This window comes from Streptomyces lunaelactis (assembly GCF_003054555.1).
In the GTDB taxonomy this organism is placed as follows: Bacteria; Actinomycetota; Actinomycetes; order Streptomycetales; family Streptomycetaceae; genus Streptomyces; species Streptomyces lunaelactis.
This window is the reverse complement of sequence record NZ_CP026304.1, coordinates 8,052,900-8,072,533: the sequence shown is the minus strand read 5'-3', so window position 1 is coordinate 8,072,533 and position 19,634 is coordinate 8,052,900. Positions and strand designations below refer to the sequence as shown.

Annotated in this window: 15 protein-coding genes and 1 pseudogene; 6 read left to right on the top strand and 10 right to left on the bottom strand. The window is 70.5% G+C overall.

The genetic code is table 11. The features are described from left to right. Positions 1-107: 107 nt before the first annotated feature. On the bottom strand, positions 108-923 hold the full coding sequence (locus SLUN_RS36890) for an SDR family NAD(P)-dependent oxidoreductase (protein WP_108154217.1): 816 nt from the start codon (positions 921-923) through the stop codon (positions 108-110). An 86-nt stretch (positions 924-1,009) separates the two neighbouring features. Between SLUN_RS36890 and SLUN_RS36885 the strand changes: the two genes are divergently transcribed. Beyond that, the gene (locus tag SLUN_RS36885; protein WP_108154216.1) at positions 1,010-1,861 is read left to right on the top strand and encodes a helix-turn-helix transcriptional regulator; all 852 of its coding nucleotides are present in this window, start codon (positions 1,010-1,012) and stop codon (positions 1,859-1,861) included. 76 nt (positions 1,862-1,937) lie between these two features. On the opposite strand, the gene SLUN_RS36880 is transcribed toward SLUN_RS36885, so the two are convergent. Continuing rightward, positions 1,938-2,894, bottom strand: a complete 957-nt coding sequence (locus SLUN_RS36880; protein ID WP_108154215.1) for an NAD-dependent epimerase/dehydratase family protein — start codon at positions 2,892-2,894, stop codon at positions 1,938-1,940. 269 nt (positions 2,895-3,163) lie between these two features. On the opposite strand from SLUN_RS36880, the gene SLUN_RS36875 reads away from it, so the two are divergent. Next, positions 3,164-4,885 carry an alkaline phosphatase family protein gene (locus SLUN_RS36875; RefSeq protein ID WP_254709807.1) on the top strand — a complete coding sequence of 574 codons (1,722 nt, stop codon included), beginning with the start codon at positions 3,164-3,166 and terminating at the stop codon, positions 4,883-4,885. 50 nt (positions 4,886-4,935) lie between these two features. On the opposite strand, the gene SLUN_RS36870 is transcribed toward SLUN_RS36875, so the two are convergent. From SLUN_RS36870 to SLUN_RS36860, 3 genes are all read right to left on the bottom strand, one after another. Further along, positions 4,936-5,850, bottom strand: a complete 915-nt coding sequence (locus SLUN_RS36870; RefSeq protein WP_257153869.1) for a phosphatase domain-containing protein — start codon at positions 5,848-5,850, stop codon at positions 4,936-4,938. 3 nt (positions 5,851-5,853) lie between these two features. Continuing rightward, complete coding sequence (locus tag SLUN_RS36865; RefSeq protein ID WP_108154212.1) at positions 5,854-7,062, bottom strand: T4 RnlA family RNA ligase; 1,209 nt, start codon at positions 7,060-7,062, stop codon at positions 5,854-5,856. 194 nt (positions 7,063-7,256) lie between these two features. After that, positions 7,257-7,640 carry an MmcQ/YjbR family DNA-binding protein gene (locus tag SLUN_RS36860; RefSeq protein WP_108154211.1) on the bottom strand — a complete coding sequence of 128 codons (384 nt, stop codon included), beginning with the start codon at positions 7,638-7,640 and terminating at the stop codon, positions 7,257-7,259. 337 nt (positions 7,641-7,977) lie between these two features. Here SLUN_RS36860 and SLUN_RS41830 point away from each other — a divergent pair. The 4 genes and pseudogenes from SLUN_RS41830 to SLUN_RS36840 all read left to right on the top strand — a co-directional run. Continuing rightward, positions 7,978-8,121: pseudogene (locus SLUN_RS41830) on the top strand (sigma factor); the annotation flags it as partial. A gap of 182 nt (positions 8,122-8,303) precedes the next feature. Continuing rightward, positions 8,304-8,669 carry a hypothetical protein gene (locus tag SLUN_RS36850; protein ID WP_108154210.1) on the top strand — a complete coding sequence of 122 codons (366 nt, stop codon included), beginning with the start codon at positions 8,304-8,306 and terminating at the stop codon, positions 8,667-8,669. Between the two features lie 150 nt (positions 8,670-8,819). Then, positions 8,820-12,713, top strand: a complete 3,894-nt coding sequence (locus SLUN_RS36845) for an nSTAND1 domain-containing NTPase (protein ID WP_108154209.1) — start codon at positions 8,820-8,822, stop codon at positions 12,711-12,713. A gap of 175 nt (positions 12,714-12,888) precedes the next feature. After that, positions 12,889-13,770, top strand: a complete 882-nt coding sequence (locus SLUN_RS36840; protein ID WP_108154208.1) for a C40 family peptidase — start codon at positions 12,889-12,891, stop codon at positions 13,768-13,770. A 199-nt stretch (positions 13,771-13,969) separates the two neighbouring features. On the opposite strand, the gene SLUN_RS39760 is transcribed toward SLUN_RS36840, so the two are convergent. From SLUN_RS39760 to SLUN_RS36820, 5 genes are all read right to left on the bottom strand, one after another. Beyond that, positions 13,970-16,888 carry a P-loop domain-containing protein gene (locus tag SLUN_RS39760; RefSeq protein WP_159100419.1) on the bottom strand — a complete coding sequence of 973 codons (2,919 nt, stop codon included), beginning with the start codon at positions 16,886-16,888 and terminating at the stop codon, positions 13,970-13,972. A gap of 13 nt (positions 16,889-16,901) precedes the next feature. Further along, positions 16,902-17,021, bottom strand: coding sequence for an RIP homotypic interaction motif-containing protein (locus SLUN_RS42505; RefSeq protein ID WP_302851523.1), 120 nt, complete (start codon positions 17,019-17,021; stop codon positions 16,902-16,904). 119 nt (positions 17,022-17,140) lie between these two features. Next, positions 17,141-17,761, bottom strand: a complete 621-nt coding sequence (locus tag SLUN_RS36830; RefSeq protein WP_108154207.1) for an L-threonylcarbamoyladenylate synthase — start codon at positions 17,759-17,761, stop codon at positions 17,141-17,143. A gap of 125 nt (positions 17,762-17,886) precedes the next feature. After that, entirely contained in the window at positions 17,887-18,612 is a 726-nt protein-coding gene (locus SLUN_RS36825; protein WP_108154206.1) for a maltokinase N-terminal cap-like domain-containing protein, read from the bottom strand. 128 nt (positions 18,613-18,740) lie between these two features. Further along, entirely contained in the window at positions 18,741-19,421 is a 681-nt protein-coding gene (locus SLUN_RS36820; RefSeq protein WP_108154205.1) for a GNAT family N-acetyltransferase, read from the bottom strand. Positions 19,422-19,634 lie beyond the last annotated feature (213 nt).

The following is a 19,634-nucleotide window of genomic DNA, read 5'->3' as shown; positions in this document are numbered from 1 at the left end:
GGTCTGTCCTGGCCAGCTTCGGCGAGTTCGGCCCGGGCGCCTGTGGGGTGAGGCAGAAGCACTCCTCACTGTCCACCGCGAGCTCCCAACTGGCGCCCAAGCAGGGCTCAGGCCCGCATGCCGCCGTCGACCCTCAGCACCGTGCCGGTCACGTAGGAGGAGCGGTCACTGAGGAGCCAGGCGGCGGCCTGGGCGATCTCGTCCGGGTCGGCTGCGCGGCGCAGCGGGGTGTGTGCGTTGAGCCGCTCGACGATGCCCGGGGAGCTTTCGTTCCATGCGCGCACCATCTCGGTGAGCGTGGTGCCGGGCGCGATGGCGTTGACGCGGATGCCCTCCGGGCCGTAGGTGACGGCGGCCGATTCGGTGAGGCTGTTGACCGCCCGCTTCATGGCGCCGTACGCGGGCAGTTCGGGGTTGCCCATCAGGCTGCCGACGCTGGAGTTGTTGACGATGGCGCCGGTCCCGGCCGTGGCGCGGATGGCTGCGACCTCGGCGGCCATGGCCAGCCAGGGACCCTTGAGGTTGACGGCGTAGAGGTGGTCGAAGTCAGCCTCCTGCACCTGGTCCAGCGGGCCCGGCGGCACATTCGTCGCAGCGTTGTTGAAGGCGGCGTCGAGCCGGCCGTACAGGTCCACGGCGCGGTCGACGGCGGCGCGGACGCCGGCCGCGTCGGCCAGGTCGCACACCACGTGGTCCGCGGTGCCGCCCGCCGCCCGGATCTCCTCGGTCACCGCCTTGAGCTGGGCCTCCGTACGGGCCGCGAGCAGCACCCGGGCGCCTTCCCGGGCGAACAGCCGGGCCGCGGCGGCACCGATGCCGCGCCCGGCGCCGGTGATGAAGACGACCTTGTCGGTCAGCAGGCCGGAGGCTGCGGCGGTCGGTGCGGAGGGGGTGGATGTGTCGGTGGTCGGTGTGTTGTCCATGCCGACGAGCCTGCGTCCGGCCGCACCAGCTATCCAGGCACCGGCGGTACCTGGCTGGGAGCGTGGCGCCCGCGCACACTGGGGGTGTGGACAGACTAGAACTGGCGGCATTCCTACGCAGCAGGCGCGAGCGGATCACCCCCGCCGACGTGGGGCTGCCCGCCGGGCCGCGCCGACGCACCCCAGGGCTGCGCCGCGAGGAGGCGGCACAGCTGGCGTACATCTCGACCGAGTACTACACGCGACTGGAGCAGGCCCGCGGACCGCGCCCCTCCCGCGAGGTGCTGGCCGGACTCGCCCGCGCCCTGCGCCTGTCGGACGCCGAGCGCAACCACCTCCACCACCTCGCCGGCGCTCCCCCGGGCCCGTCGGCCGGGCCCTCGCGCGAGGTGCGGCAGAGCATCATCGACCTGCTGCACCGGCTGCCGCAGGCCGCGGCGATCGTGATGTCCGCGACGTACGAGGTCATTGCCTGGAACGACCTGGCGGCCGCTCTCATGGAGGACTTCTCCGCCCTGTCGCGCCGCGACCGCAACCTGGTCCGCCGCGTCTTCCTCGGGCCGCACCCGGAGGGGCGACCGCTGTACGGCCAGTCGGACACGGACGCGTTCGCCCGGACCTCGGCCCAGCACCTGCGGGCCACCGCCGCCCGCTACCCCGACGACCCCGAGGTGGGCGGGCTGGTGGACGAGCTCCTCGCCGGCAGCGAAGAGTTCGCCCGGCTGTGGGCCTCCCACAACGTGACCGCCGAACCCACTCTGTACAAGACCCTCCAGCACCCCCTTGTCGGCCCCGTCACCGTCAATTGCGACGTGCTGGACATTGCCGACCGGGACCAGCGGGTCGTCATCTACACCGCCGACCCAGGATCGCCGTCCGAGGAGGCGCTGCGGCTGCTGTCGGTCATCGGCACGCAGCGTATGGATGTGCCCGGCTGAGCCGTGCCGGACCGCCGCCCTGCGGGCGGACGGCGCTATTGGTCAGACACGGCCCAGGCCGTCAGGTTCCCGGGCGTCAGGAGTTCCGGGCCCGCGCTCGGTAGTCGGCGAGGGTCTGCTCCAGGGCCTCTTCGAGTGGGGTGGCCGTGGCACCCAGGCGGTCGGTGATCTTGCCGCTGTCGACGATGAACGGCTCCTCGAACTCGTATCGCATCTCTATCAGTTCTCGAACCGTGGGGTTGAAGATCCCGAGGGCGCGCAGGGCGAGGGTGGGGACGCTGCGCAGTCTCGTACGCGAGTGGCCGGCCAAGTGGTAGACCATGTCGACGAGTTGGCGTGTGGTGTGGGTGCGGGGATCGTTGGGCAGGTGCCAGATCTCGCCGCCGGCATCCGGGTGCTCGCCGAGGAGTGCGAGGCCCTCGCCGATGTCGGGGATGTAGGTGTACGTATGCGGCTGGTCGGGATCGCCGATAACGCCGGCCGTCGCCCCACGCAGCGCGGGCCGGAAGACGCGGTCACCGAGGACGGTCTGGCCTCCTCCGCGAGGCCCGAAGTAGTCCGACGCGCGGCCGATCGCGACCTCGACGCGGCCCGCCCGATGGGCGGCCAGTAGGTGGTCTGCCATCCCGCCCCGCAGACGGCCCTTGCGTGTGGTGGCCGCGTTCGGACTGGTCTCGGTGAAGGGCCGGCCGCCGGGGCGCCCGTACATATAGACGTTCTCCATGCTCACCAGCCGCGCCCCGGTGGCTTCGGCCGCGGCCAGTACGCCCGCCTGGAGGCCGGGAAACTGCTGAACCCATTGGTGGTAGGGCGGGTTGAGGATCTGGTAGACGACCCGGGCTCCCCGCGCGACCGCGGTGGTGAACGCGGGATCCTTGGCGTCGCCTCCGACGACGTCGACGTCCTCGGGGACCGGAGCGGAGCCGGACCGATTCACCAGCCGGACGCTTTCGCCGCGGCGCCTCAGTGCCTCCACGGTGGCGAGGCCGATGGCTCCGGCTCCGAAGACGACATGGTTCGGGCTGTCGTTCATTGGGACACCTTCTCGGGCGTACGGACGGATGTACCGGCGAGCGTACGGGCGGGCCTGGTGATTGAACGGAAGCCGCCCGCAGGCCGTACAGATAAGGGCGGCCCCGACCTCCCGAGCCTGGTCCGCCGTTCCACCACCGGGCTTCGCACGGAAGGACCTTCGGGTTGTCGCTCTTCACGCGCTCTCGTCAGCTGCCGAAAACGGACAAGGCAACCACAGAGGCGGGTCCGACGCCGGACGGCCCCCCGGAGCCCACGCCGGAGGGTGCAATGGGCCATCAGGAAGCCGCCGCCAGCGGCGATCCCGACCAGGCCGTCGCAGGCAGCGGCTGGCGGGACAAGCACCCCGCCGCGGCGCGGACCGTGGCGCGGGTGAGCACCGCCCTGGCCGTCGGCCTTGTGCTCTTCGCCCTCCTCCTGCCGAACGAACTCACCCGCATCACACCCAGCGCGTTCGTGCGCATCCCCGTGGAGGGGATATCCGGCGCCGCCGTGCTGCTCGTCCTTCCGCCCAGGGCGAGGCGGGTGGTTGCGGTGCTCGCCGGGGCGGGCCTCGGCCTGCTGACCATCCTCAAGCTCCTCGACATAGGCTTCTACTGGTCTCTCGACCGGCCGTTCGACCTGGTGCTCGACTGGATTCTGTTCGACGACGCCGAGGCGTTCCTCAGGGACTCGGTCGGCCAGGCCGGCGCGATCGGTGCCGTGATCGGGATCGTGGTCCTCGTCCTCGCCCTGCTCGTCCTCATGGCGCTGGCGGTCGTCCGGCTGAGCCGCCTCATGGTCCGGCACAGCGCCACGGCGACCCGTACCACCCTGGTACTCGGGACCGTCTGGATCGCCTGCGTGGCGCTCGGCGTGCAGATCGCCGGCACACCGGTCGCTTCCCGGAGCACGGCCACGCTCGTCCAGGACCGCGCGCACCAGGTGCGTGCGAGCCTGAAGGACGAGCGGGAGTTCGCCAAGTTGACCGCCGTCGACGACTTCCGCGACACCCCCGCCGACCAGCTGCTGACCGGGCTGCGCGGCAAGGACGTCATCTTCGCCTTCGTCGAGAGCTATGGCCGCAGCGCGGTCCAGGACCCGCAGATGGCGTCGCAGGTCGGCGCGGTGCTCGCGGACGGGACGAGCCGACTGCGCGCGGCCGGGTTCTCCTCCCGGAGCGGCTTCCTCACCTCCCCCACGGCGGGCGGCGGCAGCTGGCTGGCCCACTCCACCTTGATGTCGGGTCTGTGGATCAACAACCAGCAGCGCTACACGAGCGTCACCTCGAGCGACCGCCTGACCCTCACCGGCGCCTTCCAGCGCGCCAGTGCCTGGCGGACGGTCGGCATCATGCCGGGCGTTACCAGGGCATGGCCGGAGGGGCAGATCTACGGGTTCGACGAAATCTACGACTCCCGGCAACTCGGGTACAACGGCCCGAAGTTCAGCTGGGCGCCCGTACCCGACCAGTACAGCCTGTCGGCCTTCGAACGCCTGGAGAACAGCAAGCCGGGCCGCGAACCGTTGATGTCGGAGATCATCCTCGTCTCCAGCCACAACCCTTGGGCACCCATCCCCAAGATGATCGGCTGGGACGAGGTCGGTGACGGCTCGGTCTACGACGCCATGAGCGAGGAGGGCAAGGACCCCAAGGAGGTGTGGAAGGACGCCGACCAAGTGCGCACCGAGTACCGGCGTTCCATCGAGTACTCGGTGAACAGCCTCATCTCCTGGGTGGAGAAGTACGGCGACGACAACACCGTGCTCGTCTTTCTCGGCGACCATCAGCCGGCCCCGATCGTCACCGGCGACGATGCCGGCCGGGACGTCCCCATCGCGATCGTCGCCCACGACCCGGCCGTGATGGAGCGGATCTCCGGCTGGGGCTGGCACGAGGGCCTCAAGCCCGGCCCGAAGGCCCCGGTCTGGCGGATGGACACCTTCCGCGACCGCTTCCTGACCGCGTACGGCCCGCGGCCCGGACCCGCCCCCTCCCCGTCGGCCCGATAGCCACGGCGCCACCGATGGGAGGCCGCGTCGGCGGTCCCCCGAGGGTGGATCTAGAAGTTGCCGTAGTTGACTTGCCAGGTGGGCAGGCCCATGCGGCGCCAGATGGCGACCACGCGGTCGCGGTCGTCCAGCGAGACCCGGACCGCGTAGCGGTGACGTACGTGCGCATCGAACAGTTCGGCCTTCACGACATCGTCGCGGCGGCCGTCACGCGCGGCACGCATCCACAGCTCGTCGTAGGGCACCTCGTGGCGCTCCAGCCACGCCTCCGTCTGCGGGCGGTGCTCCTCGCCACGCCCGGACAGGAGCACGATCACGTCGCTGTCGGCGCGCTGGAAGGAGGCCAGGGCCCGGCGCACCGAGACGTTGAGCAGGTCCTCACCGCAGCGGGTGAAGTCGTAGGGCGCACGGGCGCCCCTGATGGCGAGGGTGCCGTCGATGTCGCACATCACCGCCGACGGCAACCCCGGGTCGAGGACGTACGGCTCGACGGCGGGCTCATCGTTCAGCCAGTCGGCGGTGAGGCGCCAGCCGCCCCGGGTGGACTTCGCATGCTTGTCGGCCAGGATGCGGATGATCTCCTCGCCCACTGCCCTGGGTCGGTCGGCGTCCCGGCGGATGCACTCCTCGAGGGGTACGTCGGTGAAGTCGTGCACGAGGAACGTGGCCAGGCCGGCCACCGCGGCCTTCAGCCGCTTGGGGATGTGGGGCGTCAGGTGCGTGTTGTCGACGACCACGTCGAAACCACCGTCGACAGCCGCCCGTACGGCAGCATCCTGGATCGCCAACACGGTCTGCTCGTGCGCGTACGACCGGCCCCGCTCGGGCGCGGGGACGTCGAGCATGGCCCGCAGGTCATCGAGGTTGACCCGGCGCATCCGGCCCTCGGACTCCTCCTGCAGCTTCCGGGCGGCAGTCGTCTTGCCCGAGGCGGGCAGCCCCGTCATGACGTGTACTACGGGCACTGGTCAGTTCTCCTCATCGGTCGTGAACGGGTCGGCTGCCTCCGGCCGCAAGGACCGGTACGTGACGAGCTCGGTCGGGCGCCCGTCGAGGCGCAGGAACATGGTGGAGCGGATGCTCGCGTCCGGCAGCGCCTGGGCGGCGCGGGCGAAGGCGCCCCGGTCGCCGCCGAGGTGCGCGATCGACTCGAAGGCCTCGTCGATGGCGCGCTCGCGGTTCGCGGCGTCGCGCTCGATACGCGCGATCACCTCGCGCACCCACGCGTCGAACTCGTCCGGCACCTGCTCCAGCAGCGCGTCGAGGGGCCTGCCGCCCGACACCTCGATGTCCGCGACCGGGCAACCGAGCGCCTGGGCCGCCTTTTTGGCAGGCAGACCGGCGAAGCGCTGGATGCCGTGGCTGCGCCAGATGTCCCGCTCGGTGACGCCGGTCAGCACCTTGTGGAGCCGTACGTACTCGGAGAGCTTGGCCTTGGCCCGTACACCGGACGCGAAGCGCAGGACGAAGCCCTCGGCGTCGGTGCCCGTGGCGGTCCGCCCGCCGGGCATCGTGTTCGACTCGGTCAGCGCGAGCAGTTCGGCGAGCGGCATGGCGGGCCACACGGTGACCACCGAGCCGATCTCCTTCCAGTCGGCCGCGGCCTCGTCGAGGGGCACCTCCGAGCCGTCCTTGGCGAACGCGGCGAGAAGCACCAGGTCCCGGCGGTCGCCGTAGTCGACGACGATCCGGTTCTGCGGGTACAGGATCTCCGCGAGGTAGGTGACGCCAGGGGTCAGAGCCGAGGTGTCCTTGGCGTCGAGCCGGCACTGCGCCCAGGTCGCCTGCGTGCTGATGAACGATCCCTTGGAGGCGACCCGCCACCGGCCCGCGTAGTGGAAGACCACTGCGAGGCTGCCGTCGACCTTGTCGTACACCTCGAACGGCTCGTCCGGCAGGGCGGGCGCGTACGGCTGACAGGCCTCGTGCTCGCCGACGTTGAAGAACTTCGGCAGGGGCAAAGCGACGATCTCGCCTGTGGCGTCGTCGGCGACGAGGCCACGGCAGCGCGTGGTCACCGGGTTCCAGATCCGCTCCCACTGGCAGATCCGGCTGTAGGTGTAGATCGACAGCGGCAGCTCAGGGTGCGACTTGCGCGTGACATGCCCGGCATCGAGTGCGGCCGTCAAGTCCTGCGGCGGCAGCAGCTCCTGAAGAGTCAGGTACGCCTGGCTCATGGGTTCCTCCCCCGTTTGTGATGCTTGATTCTTTCGTGCGGGAGGCCCTGACCGACAGCGATTTAGCGCGGTCCGGCGGCAAGAGACACAGGTCACGGCGGAGCCGCCGAGTGGATTGCATGTGCAGCGCGCCGCCTGCCGCGGGAATGAGAACACCCACTGTGTGGAGAGGGCCCACGTCCCCCACGGCATGCTCAGCGGGCCTCGAGCTCCGCGATCAGCTTCTTCGTGGCAATGGTGCGGTAGCTCTCCTCCACCCAGTCACAGAGCACCTCCGCCGACGGCGCGCCCTTCTGGGCGAGGGGGATCTGCACCCAGCCCGCCTTCCCCAGTCCGTAGCCGGACGGCTCGGCGCCCGGGCACGACAGGGCATGCGCGTGCATCGCCTCGTCCTTGAGCTTGACACCGACACCCAGCGGATAGCTGCCGTCGTCCACTCCCAGAAAGACAAAGATCTTCTTGTTGACCTTGACGACGGTCTCGCCCCACGGGAATTCCTCACCGGCACCGGGCAGTCCAAGGGCAAAGGACCGCACCTTCTCCCATTTCGCCAGCGCGTGCTTCGGTGGTGCCGCCATCTCGTCCTCCCGGTAGCGCGGTCCGTCCCCTCCCACGCTAAGCGGCCCCGGGGAAGTCCGGGCGGCGTCGCGGGCCGATGGCTGTCGCCTGGCTGCGTTGTCGGCCCGGCAGGATCGGCCGGACAGTCGCACGGGGACGGGGCGAAATGGCAGCCGGGCCGGCGCCCGGCCGCCACGAGGGGAAGCATCGCTGGACATCGCTCAATTCAAAGTCCGTTGAAGTGACGCCAGTTATGCGACCCAGGTCGTCCGCCCCGTGGCGGGACCGTGGGAATCGGGTCTACTCGCGGGCTGGTTACCGTCGGGCCATGATGCCCGAGTGAGCGTTTGCCGATGCAACGGTCCACACCGGGTGCTGGGGCTCGTACGCCGGGTGCTGCGGGATCCGGCGCAGTCCGGGGACGTGACCCAGGACGTACTGCTAGAGACGTGGCGTATCGCCGGGCGGTTCCGGCCCGAGCAGGGCAGCGCGATGACCTGGTCCAGCCGGCCTCCCCCGTGCGGCTTTCCCGCCTGTTGACCTCGGTCCCGTGACCGGCCTGGTCACAGGCGGTTTCCCGGCCGCACGCCCGACGGGCAACAGGAAACCCGTCGACCCCCGGTGCGCACCGGCGACAGGCTGAGGGCGTCAGCACGAAAGCAAGACCCTCAAGGGGGAAGTCAATGCGCAAGATGATGACAACCGCTGCGGCGCTCGTGTTCGCCGCCGGCGCGGTGACCGCGGTCGGTGCGACCCAGGCCCAGGCCGCGACCACGGCCAGCCACGGGTGCGACTCCGGGTACGTGTGCCTGTACCCGGGCGCCGGCTGGAACAACGACCGGCCGACCCACAAGTACTACACATACGGGGCCCACAACCTCAGCAACATGTACGGGACGTACCGCATCTTCAACAACCAGAGCGGCGGCGCGACCATGCAGACCTGCACCGGGTACAACGGCACGGGCTGTCAGGGCCACCTGCCGTCCGGCTGGTACATCGACAAGGACATGACGCCGATCAACTCGATCGTCCTCAACCGGCCGTAACCTCCTCCCCGCGTGGACAGCTTCCGGAGCCGCCATTCGGCGGTTCCGGAAGTTCGTGTTTTAGTCACACCAAAGGAAAGGCTCGGTTCAACGTCCGACCCCCGCAGTAGCCTGGGCAACCGCCGTCTCACGGCTTGGGCGCACATTGCCATGGGGGATGCTTTGCGGGAGCAGCAGTACGGACACGAAGCCCACAACCCGAGCGAGCTGCCGGAAGGGGCGACGCCTTCCTTCCCCGCACAGCTGAGACGATTACGCCTGCAGCGCGGCCTGTCACTGGCCGACCTGGCGCGGCAGACGCACTACAGCAAGGGCTATCTGAGCAAGATCGAGACCGGTTCGAAGCGCGCGACCATCGATGTCGCACGGCGCTGCGACCAGATACTGCGGGCAGAGGGCGAGTTGCTCCGGCTGCTGCGGGAGACCCCTCCGCAGGACGGCGGCGCCGGATCCGATGCCGCTCCGCCGGGACCGCAGTCCGACGGCGAATGCCCGTACCGGGGCCTGCCGGCGTTCACCCCCAGGGACTCGGGATGGTTCTTCGGCCGGGAGCGTGCGACGGCCGCGCTGGTCGAGCGGGTCTTCGAACGGATCGGGAGCGGACCGCTGATGCTGGTCGCCCCCTCGGGCGCCGGGAAGTCGTCCCTGCTCAACGCCGGTCTCGTGCCGGCTCTCCGGCGCAGCGGCGGCTTCCCGATGCCGGGCGCCGACGGGTGGCCGGTGGTGACGTTCACGCCCACGGCGCATCCGCTGGCCGAGCTGCTCGACTGCACCGCGAAGGTCCTGGGAAGCGATCTCGGCCTCACCGCAAGGGAGTTACAGGACCGGCCCGACACGCTGCTCGAAGCTGTCCGGGGACTGATCGACGACACGTCGGCGGGCGCCGGGGACCGGCAGCCCCCGCCCATCCGTCCGGTGTTGATCGTCGATCAGTTCGAGGAGCTGTTCACTCTCTGCTCCGACGTGGACGAGCGGCGGGCCTTCGTCCAGGTGCTCTCCGCCGTGGCGACCTCCCGGCCGGCGACGGGTGGGCACGACCCCGCCGTCGTGGTGCTCGGCGTGCGGGCAGACTTCACCGGGAGCTGTCTGGAGCTTCCCGAGCTGGCCCCGGTCTTCACCGACGGGCTGTTCGTGCTGCCCCCGATGTCCGTGGCGGAGCTGCGGGAGTCGATCACACGACCGGCGGAGCTCGCCGGAGTCGGGCTCGAACCGGGCCTGGTCCAACTGGTCCTGCGGGACGCCGGGTTGCGCGACGATCCGGGTACGGGGGCCCCGGGGACCGTACCCGACCTCACGCCGTCCGGTGCGCTGCCCCTGGTGTCCCACGCGCTGATGGCCACCTGGCAGCGGCGCGAGGGTGCCACGCTGACCGTCGCTGGATACGAGCACACCGGTGGGATCCAGGGGGCGATCGCGCGTACGGCCGAGAACGTCTTCGCCCGCCTGTACCCGGCCGAGCAGAGGACGATCCGCCGCGTCCTGGTGCGCCTGGTCCATGTCGCCGACGGCACCGGGCCGACCCGGCGCCGGATGAGCCGTACCGACCTGATGGAGCAGCTGGCCGACGCGGACGGTGCCGCGGCGGCGCTCGACACCTTCGTACGGGCACGCCTGATCACCATGGACAGCGACACGGTCGAGATCACCCACGAGGCCCTGCTGCACGCCTGGCCACGGCTGCACGGCTGGATCCACGCCGACCGGGCCGGCCTGCTGATACACCAGCAACTGGCCCACGTCGCCGCCGAATGGGAGCGCGAGGGCCGCGATTCCTCCCTCCTCTACCGCGGGACCCGGCTGGACACCGTCCGCTCGTGGGCCGACGAACTGGACGGCAGGAGCCGGCTCGGCCCCCAGGAAGAGGCTTTCCTCCAGGCGAGCCAGGCCGAGGAGGACAGCCGGGGCAAGCAGGCCAGGCGCCAGGTCCGGCTGCGGCAGCGGATGCTGGCCACCCTTGTCGTCCTGCTGGTCCTCGCCCTTACCGCCGGAGGCCTGGCATACCAGCAGCGCGCGGGCGCGCTCGACCAGGAACGCGTCGCCCGCTCGCGGGCTCTCGCCGTACAGTCCACCTCCCTGGCCGCCGGTCAGCCGGAGGCATCGATGCTGCTCGCCGAGGAGGCCTACCGCACCGAGGCGACGACCGAGGCGCGCGGGGCTCTCCTGAGCGCACAGTCCCAGCCATTCTCCGCCCGGCTCGGCGGGCACAGCGGGCCGGTCAACGCGGTGGCCTTCGCGCCGGGTAACCGGTCGCTGGCGACGGCCAGTTCCGACGGGACAGTGACACTGCGGCGGGTGGCCGACCGCCGGACGATCGCGACGTTCACCGTCCCCGGGCGCGTTCGCTCGGTCGCCGTCAGCCCCGACGGCCGGACGCTCGCGGCGACCTCCACGGATGGGCCCGTACGGCTCTGGGACACCGGCGACCACGGTGTGCAGGCGGTTCTCCCCGCGAGCACGACGGGCGCGCGGGCGGTGGCCTTCGACCCCCGCGGACGGACGCTCGCCACCGCAGCCGCCGACGGGACGATCCACCTGTGGGCCACCACCCGGAACCACCGGGCCGTAGGGTCCCTCACCGGCCACGCCGGAAGGATCAATGCCCTGGCCTATGCCTCGGACGGCCGGACCCTGGTCTCGGCCGGCTCCGACCGGACCGTACGGCTGTGGGACGCGGTAGGTGCCCGTCCGCTCGCCGTTCTGAGGGGGCACACCGACGAGGTGCTGGGTGCGGCGTTCGCTCCGGACGGGCGGACGGTCGCCACCGGAGGCGTCGACCGGACCGTACGGGTGTGGGACGTGGCCGTACGGCGGGTGACCGCGACGCTGACCGGGCACAGCGACGACATCAACTCGGTCGCCTACACGCCCGACGGCACCACGGTCGTCAGCGGGGGCGGAGACGGTACGACCCGGCTGTGGGACGTGCGCAGCGGACGGCTGACCGCGACGCTCGCCGGACACACCGACTACGTGCTCGGGGTGGCCGTGGACTCCAGCGGCACGGTGCTGGCCACCGCCGGGTTCGACCAGTCCGTGGTGCTCTGGGACCTCCGCGGCCCGGTTCTGACGTCGCGGCCGTTCACCGAGATCTGGCAGGCCGCGTACAGCCCGGACGGGAAGCTGCTCGCCACCGCTGACGCCGATCACACGGTCCGGCTGTGGGATGCGGCGAGGCGCCGGGTCCTGGCGACGTTGACAGGTCACCGCGAGACCGTGTTCTCGGTGGCCTTCGCGCCCGACGGGCGGACGCTGGCCTCCGCCGGTTCCGACGGCACGATCCGCCTGTGGGACGTCGCCGGGCGCCGCCCGCTCGCCACACTCACCGGCCAGAGCGGAGAAGTGTTCTCGGTGGCCTTCGCCCCGGACGGGCGGACGCTGGCCTCCGCCGGCGCCGACCGTACGATCCGCCTGTGGGACGTCGCCGCACGCCGCGCGCTCGCCACACTCACCGGCCACACGGACTTTGCCAACGATGTCGCGTTCAGCCCCGACGGACGTACCCTGGCGAGCGCCGGTGACGATCTGACCGTGCGGCTGTGGGACGTCGCCGCTCGCCGCCCGCTGGCCACGCTCACCGGGCACACGGGCGCGGTACGGGGTGTGGCCTTCAGCCCGGACGGGCGGACTCTCGCGAGCAGCGGCAACGACGGGACCGTTCGGCTGTGGGACGCCCGGCGGCACAGCTTCGTGGCCGCGCTGACCGGCCACACCGGCTCCGCGCGGGGCATCGGCTTCTCCCCCGACGGCCGCACGCTGGCGAGCAGCGGCAACGACCGTACGGTGCGGCTGTGGGACGTGGCCGGGCGGCGGCTGTGGGCCGCTCTGACGGGTCATACGAACGCGGTGTGGGGCATCGACTTCTCCCCCGACGGACGGACCGTGGCCAGCAGCAGCAACGACGGCACCGTACGTCTGTGGAACCTGGACATCGGGGCCCGGCTCGCGGAGATCTGCCGGCTGCGGGAGGGTATCGGCCCGAAGGAGCGGGAGACGCTCATGCCCGGCCTCCCTCGCTCCCCCGGCCCCGCCTGCGCCCGTGCCTGACCCCGGCGGCGAAGTGCCCTGCTGGGGAAGGGTTTCCCAAGTGTTTCCCGTTGCCCGTCCAGATGGGGTGACGCCGAACCCTCGCCGAACGGGAGCCCGGCCCGCAGGCTGATGTCCACGTACGGAACGACGAACGGCACAACGACCAACGGCAACAGGAAACGGGGGTCCTGGCATGCTCCGCCGGACCGGAATCATCGGCATACTCATCGGGTTACTGGCCTTCCTTCTCTGGGCGCCCACCACCGCGGCCGCCGCAACCGCGCCCGCGGCCACAGCAGTTCGTACGGCCGCCGCCGACGGCGAGTGCGCCGTCCTGGCACCGGGAGCGTCCGCGGCCGCCGAGCGGGCGATCGCCGCCGCCTGCGCGCAGGTGGCAGCGGACGTCTGGTACACGTGGGGCGGCGGTCACGGACCCCAGCCCGGTGCCACGTACGGGCAGGTGGACCCCACCGACCCGGCCAGCGAGCACGATCCCGAGCGGCTCGGCTTCGACTGCTCGGGTCTGGTCCGCCACGCCTACGCCCAGGCCACCGGCGTGGACATGCTCAACGGGGTTGCCAGCGCCCAGTACTACACGCATCGCGCCGCCGAACGCTTCACCGCCGCCCAGGGCCTCGCCCCGCTGCTCCCCGGCGACCTGCTGGTGTGGGGCACCTCGCAGAAGCTGCATCACATCGCCATCTACCTCGGCGCGGGCAAGATGGTGGAGGCCAAGCAGTCCGGCACCAGACTCATGGTCAGCGATGTCCGGCTGACCGGCAGCTACTACGGAGCGGTCCGCGTCAACACCGGACCGGTGACCGGGCACGTCTTCCAGACCTGGGGCAACGGCGTCTGGACCAAGGCCCAGCCGTCCACCAAGGCCGCGCGCGTCTACGCGCTCGCCCAGCCGACGACGATCCGCGTCGAGTGCCAGAAGCACGCGGAGCTGGTCACCTCCGACGGCTACACCAACGACGCCTGGTCCTATCTGCCGGACTACAAGGCATGGGTGACCAATATCTACATCAAGGGGCCCGCGTGGCTGGACGGTGTGCCCACCTGCACCTTCTGACGTCGCGTGCCGTTCGCACCAGTGACCGCCACGGGGGTGCGGCCACTGGTGCGAAGGCGTTGACCGGCCGGGGTGGGACAGCGGATCGCACGCGCGGCGGAGGTTCAGCCGGACCGTTGCGCGAGGTCTTCCACGACGGCAGACACAACCGCGCCCAGTGGCACCCATCGTGCGGCCGCGCGGTCATGATGGATCCAGGTCAGCCAAGCGCTTCCGGCTGTCCGGAGAGAAGGTCGTCGGCAACTGCCGTCAGCACATCGGGCAAAGCCACGGCGAGGGCATCGACGGCTATCTGCCAGGCGTCGAGTCGCACTGCCTGTGCAATCAGCGGACACGCGCGAGCCGCCCCGACCTGGGAAGCCAGGTTCACCAACGCTTGCGCCCGGTAGTGCGTGAGGCTGATGCTCCAGGCGATCTCCTCGGCGTGGTCGATGTCCCCCGCCGCAGCCCATGCCTCCACCACCTCTGCCAGCCCCCACGCCTGCTGCTCCAGGTCGCTCGTGATGCTCCGGGCGACCGCCTCGGCCTCGCGGGCCACGGCCTTCGCGCGGTCGGTATCCCCCGCTCCGGCCCGCGCCCGCGCCACGTCCGCCAGCGCCCACGCCTGATCGACGGGATCGGTGATGCTCCAGGCGAGGTCGACGGCGAGGTCGACCTCCCCCACCGCGGCCAACGCCCGCGCCAGGTGTCTCAAGGCCCACTCCTGCCAGTCGTCGTCGATGCTCCAGACGATGTCCTCGGCGCGTTCGATGTCCCCCGCTCTGGCCGCTGCCTGCGCCACGTGGGTCAAGGTCAACGCCTCATCGACGGAATCGGTGAGACCCCGGGCGAGGCCGTCGGCGCGGTCGACGTCCCCCACCGCGGCCAACGCCCGCGCCACGTTCCTCAACACCCGCCTCGTGGGGTTGGCGATACTCAGGGCGAGGTCCTCGATCTCGCGGGCAATTGCTCCTGCGCGGTCGACGTACCCGGCTTCAGCCAACGCCTCCACTATGTCCGCCAGTTTCCACGCCACCTTCTCGGGGTCGGGAGTGTTCCGGGCGACGGCCTCAATCTCACGGGCCAGAGCCTCAGCGCGGGCGAAGTTCCCCGCTGCGGCCCACGACCGCGCCACGTGCGCCAACGACCATGCCCGTTGGTCGGGAACGACGATGCTTCGCGCAAGACCCTGGGCGCGGTCGACGTGCCCTGCCTCAGCGGCCGCCCACACCGCTTCCGCCAACGCCCGCGACTGCTTTTCGGGGTCGGTGATACCGCCGACAAGGTCTTTGGCGTAGTCGATGTCCCCCGCACCGGCCGCCGCAGCCGCCTCGTCCACCACTGTCCGGGTCTCTTCGTCGATATAGACGTAGCTCCGGGAGAAATACCCCTCCCCTTGGCCGGAGTCGCCAGCGCTGTGGGTGCGGTCATCGCCCTCAGCCGCTGCCCATGCCAGCTTCGCCGCCCGCGGGACGAACTCCGACGTCCACGTTCGCTGCTCTTGCCGTTCAAGGTCTGTGACGATCTGGGCCAGCTTGCGGGCGTGAGCACCGTATCCAGCCCTGGCTACGGTGCTCACCAAATCGACCAAGCCGTTGTACATCCCTGGATCCTGATGCGAAGCGGAGTTGGCGAGGGAGACAATCTCGTCAGCCAGAGCCCCTGCCCGAGAGCGGTCACCGCCCTCGGCCAACGCCGCGGTCACAGCGCCCAGCGCACGAAGCTGATCACGCCGATCCGGGATGGACCTGGCCAGGGACTCGGCGCGTAGGGGATGCCCCAGCATGGCCCATACGGCAGGCAAACCGGGAGGGATACTGGTGTTGCGCCGGGTGAGGTTGTCACGGTGGACCGACAAGAGGGTCATGGCCCACAGATCCGGAACGCCGCTCTCGAGGATCGCGTCCTGCGCGGTAGTGATCTCCGTGAGCGCGGCGGCATCCGCGCCGCTCACATCGAGCATCCGTCCGTGCCGGGCCCTGTCCAAGGCGCAGGCGATCATCCTGGTGAGGTCGCCCTCGGCCCGCAGCAATCGAAAGTAGCCGAGAAGCAGATACTCAGGTGTTCCGGCGGGCCACTCCTGCTGGCGGTACTCGTCCGCCCAGGTGTGCAGCCGCTTCCGGTACTCATCCAGGCGTGCGTCGCCCAGGAAGTCGACGGCAGCTCGTTGGAGCTCTTCGTGGCCGAGCACGTAGACCTCGTACCTCGCCGCCGGCGTGGACCAGCCCGACACGGGCCGGCGGGCGAACGTGCGCCCGGCGACGGCGTGGAGCGACTCCTCGATCTCCCAGACCTGGCGTCCCGTCAGCTCGGCCAGGTCCTGTCCGCTGAGCCCGCCCCCCGCCGCCGTGACCAGGCCCAGCAAGTCCTGTTCCGCTGTCGTGCCGTGAAGCAGCCGCACCAGCTCCCGCTCGGCATCGTGCCGGACGTCCTGGGCGTGCGGTGACGCCTCCACGTCTCGTATTACGGCCGGATCGCGCAGGGGGTGCTTGGGTGGCACATCGGACGGGACCGGCGGGTCGTGACGCCCCGACACCACGATGCGCATGCCCGCGGCAGGTCGAGCCGGGAGCAGCGCGGCAATACTGTGGGCGGCGGCCCCGCTGTCCTCGTCGAGGCCGTCCACGACCAGCACGAGGCGCTGTCCTTGCTCCTTGCAGGCCGCGGCCGCGGAATCGAGCATCGCCCACAGGTGTGAGGCATGGGTAGCGGCGGTCAAGTACGGCGGTACCGGCTCGCCCAGGAGGGTCGCCAGCTGCTCGATGACGACGTCGAGGAACGCCGCGCGATCGCTCTGGGCGGCGAGGCGGGCGGTGATGAAGAACGAGACGATGCGGGTCTCGCGTGGTGGGTGCAGGACGAACCACGACATCAGCGCGGACTTGCCCGCCCAAGCCCTGGCGCGCCACCACTGGTAGTCGCCGGCGTCGGGACGGGTGCAGAAGTCCGTGAGTTCGGCCAGCTCCGTCTCCCGGCCCGTCAGGACTTCGGGGGCGATCGCCTGTACCTGGTAGAGATACGCGGACTGTGCAGCCGGCCGGCCAAGCGCGGACACGTTGATCTGGACGTTGCCGTCTCCGACCTGCAGTCCCCTGGCTCCGCGGGCGTCGACTCCGGGGCCTGTCTCGTCTGCTCCCACCGGCGCGGCCCTGTCAGTTGAACGTGTTGGTCTGCGTGTTGTGGTCACCCACCTGCACGCCCTTGGCCTCCCGGATGTCCATCACGTTCACCCCGCCGTGCCGACCGGCCGCGTCCAGCTCCCGGAGCAACAACCGTGCGGCGGCCAGGATTTCCCCGTCCGGCTCCGAAGCTACACTCCCTGAACACCGTGCGGGCGGGGACGCCTGGGCTCCCGCCCGTGCCCGACACGTAGCGGTGGGCATCGACGCGGCTACTCGAACCGTGCGATGTCGCCTGCTCCACGGCGTACGATCTCGGCTTCGCCGCCGGAGAAGTCGATGACCGTCGTCGGCTCGGTGCCGCAGTCGCCCGAGTCGACCACCGCGTCCACCACGTGGTCGAGCCGTTCCTTGATCTCCCAGCCCTGCGTCATCGGCTCGTCCTCGCCCGGCATGAGCAAGGTGCTGGAAAGGAGCGGTTCACCGAGTTCGGCGAGTAGAGCCTGAGCGACGGCGTGGTCGGGAATCCGGACTCCGACCGTCTTCTTCTTCGGGTGCAGGAGCTGGCGCGGCACCTCCTTCGTCGCGGGGAGGATGAAGGTGTAACTGCCGGGTGTCGCTGCCTTGATCGCGCGGAACACGTCGTTGTCGATGTGCACGAACTGACCCAGCTGCGCGAAGTTCTGGCACACGAGGGTGAAGTGGTGACGATCGTCGAGGTTCCGGATCGACCGGATCCGGCCGATGCCGTCACGACTGCCCAGTTGGCATCCCAGTGCGTAACAGGAGTCCGTCGGGTACGCGACGAGCGCGCCGGACCGGATGCTGTCAGCGACATTGCTGATGGTGCGCCGCTGAGGATTCTCGGGGTGCACGTCGAAATACTTCGCCATCCGCCGAGTCTAGGTGATCCGGACATCCGCGCTCACGTGACAGGGACGGCGCCGCCGGGCCGACAGCGTCCTGAGCCGACAGCTGGGGCCCGTACAGAACAGCCTGGCTCCGATCGCCGTCCGTCCTACTCCGGATCACCGGCTTTGGGCTCCGGCGTCGCGTCGTGAACGACGGCGAACAAGCCGCGCGCCCTAGAGCCGTCCGGCTGAAGCCAGCCGGCGGCGACGTATCCCACCGGCTGTCTCGCATGGGCCGCTGAGTCGCCCTGGCCGGCGCGCAGGACACGGTTCACTCGGATGGACAGCTCTCTGTCCTGGCGGGTCCCCGAACCGGCTGTGGCGGCCGTGGTCCGTACGAGGAGATTCGTACCGTTCGACCCGTTGGTCACGCTCATCGCCCTGATCACCGCTGTAGGGCCGGTCTCTGCGAAGAAGCTGGTGACGGTCGCGTCGAGGGTGTCGCTTGCGTTCTGGTCCTGCGGCTGGGCCTCGCCCTGGATGAGAGCGAACAACTGCGCGACGAGAACGGGGTCATGGGTTCCGTCGTAGATCCACCGCCGTCCCAGCACCCCGTGCTCGGTGGTGCCGACGAGCGCGTGGTCGGCACCGGCGAGTGGAGACCCCCGGTAGCCGAGCGGCACCTGATACGTCATCGGCTGGTCGCCGGACCCGTCGGTCACCACCATGAACTCGATCCCGACCTCGCCCTCCGGGTCGTCGATCCGGAAACCGCCCACCTTGGTCAGTTCCGGCTCGCGCCCCGAGCCGACGTACCACGACTGCCGAGGAAGCCATCTCGCGAGAAGCTCGACCTTGCTGGGCGTCAGCGTGGTGTTGTGGACAACGGCCATACCGTTGCTTCCTTCCCATGAGTAGGGCGCTCTCTGCCAGTTGGGCATCCGGTCCTGGCTGCCGCCGACCACCGCCTGCCGGAGATTCGCAGCCGGCCGAGCTTCAACAGCGAGGGCTTCGTCGACGACTATGACGCGTCGCCCGCCCGCCCGGCTGTCGGGTTGCCGTACGCCGTCGACTCCGCCACGAGGTCGGCCGGTTCTGGGTCAGTGGCCAGACGGGCATGCAGGTGCTCGTCGTAGTACGCCCCATCGCCGAAGCGGTGAGAGTCCCGCAGCGTGCCCTCGGGGAGGTAGCCGCAGCGGTGGGCCACCCGGCAGGAGGCCTCGTTGCCGACTGCGTGGGCGATCTCGATCCGGCGGGCACCGGCCGTCCCGAAGGCCCAGCTGGTCACCGCCCTGGTTGCTCGGGTGGCCACACTCCGTCCGCGGGCGGCCGGCACCGTCCAGTAGCCGATCATCGCCAGGCCGTCCGCGCGGTCGACCCAGCGCACGGTGACGCTGCCCAGGAGGGCGCCGTCGGCCGCGGCCAGCGCGGCGAAGGAGGCGCTGTCACCGCGGTCCCAGCCTCCGTCGCGAGATTCCAGCCACGCCAAGGCGTCGCTGTGGTCGGATGTCGCGAGAGGGTTCCAGAGGGCGATCAGCGGGTCCGCCGCGGCGGCTGCCAGGCCGTCCAGCGTCCCTTCCAGCTCGGCGGCCTCCCTGCCCCACGGGTGCAGCAGCACATCACCCAGGTCTAGCGTCGTGCGGACGAAGGTCCGCCGGTCGACGGGGTTCTGGGGCGCGGGCGGGGGCGTGGAGGTACTCATGGCGCCCTTCCTATCCGGCCATCAGGCCCACCGCCAGCGATTTTCCGGCGGCCACGGGCAAGCCTCGCAGCTGAGCGTGTGCACCAGGCCCAGAGAGGTGATCTCCTGCATTTTACTGCTCCTTGTCCGAGGTCACATGGATGGTGCCGTCCTTCTTGGCGTCCCCTCGGGACTCCTGCGCAGGCCAGTCCCCCGGAGGATGACGGCTTCCGT

Excerpts from the sequence above, each read along its gene's own strand:
- SLUN_RS36850 (WP_108154210.1), top strand. The coding sequence starts at position 8,304 with ATGCGCAAGATGATGACAACCGCTGCGGCGCTCGTGTTCGCCGCCGGC.
- SLUN_RS36860 (WP_108154211.1), bottom strand. The coding sequence starts at position 7,640 with ATGGCGGCACCACCGAAGCACGCGCTGGCGAAATGGGAGAAGGTGCGG.
- SLUN_RS36820 (WP_108154205.1), bottom strand. The coding sequence starts at position 19,421 with ATGAGTACCTCCACGCCCCCGCCCGCGCCCCAGAACCCCGTCGACCGG.
- SLUN_RS36840 (WP_108154208.1), top strand. The coding sequence starts at position 12,889 with ATGCTCCGCCGGACCGGAATCATCGGCATACTCATCGGGTTACTGGCC.
- SLUN_RS36865 (WP_108154212.1), bottom strand. The coding sequence starts at position 7,062 with ATGAGCCAGGCGTACCTGACTCTTCAGGAGCTGCTGCCGCCGCAGGAC.
- SLUN_RS36830 (WP_108154207.1), bottom strand. The coding sequence starts at position 17,761 with ATGGCGAAGTATTTCGACGTGCACCCCGAGAATCCTCAGCGGCGCACC.
- SLUN_RS36825 (WP_108154206.1), bottom strand. The coding sequence starts at position 18,612 with ATGGCCGTTGTCCACAACACCACGCTGACGCCCAGCAAGGTCGAGCTT.
- SLUN_RS36880 (WP_108154215.1), bottom strand. The coding sequence starts at position 2,894 with ATGAACGACAGCCCGAACCATGTCGTCTTCGGAGCCGGAGCCATCGGC.
- SLUN_RS36875 (WP_254709807.1), top strand. The coding sequence starts at position 3,164 with ATGGGCCATCAGGAAGCCGCCGCCAGCGGCGATCCCGACCAGGCCGTC.
- SLUN_RS36845 (WP_108154209.1), top strand. The coding sequence starts at position 8,820 with ATGGGGGATGCTTTGCGGGAGCAGCAGTACGGACACGAAGCCCACAAC.
- SLUN_RS36890 (WP_108154217.1), bottom strand. The coding sequence starts at position 923 with ATGGACAACACACCGACCACCGACACATCCACCCCCTCCGCACCGACC.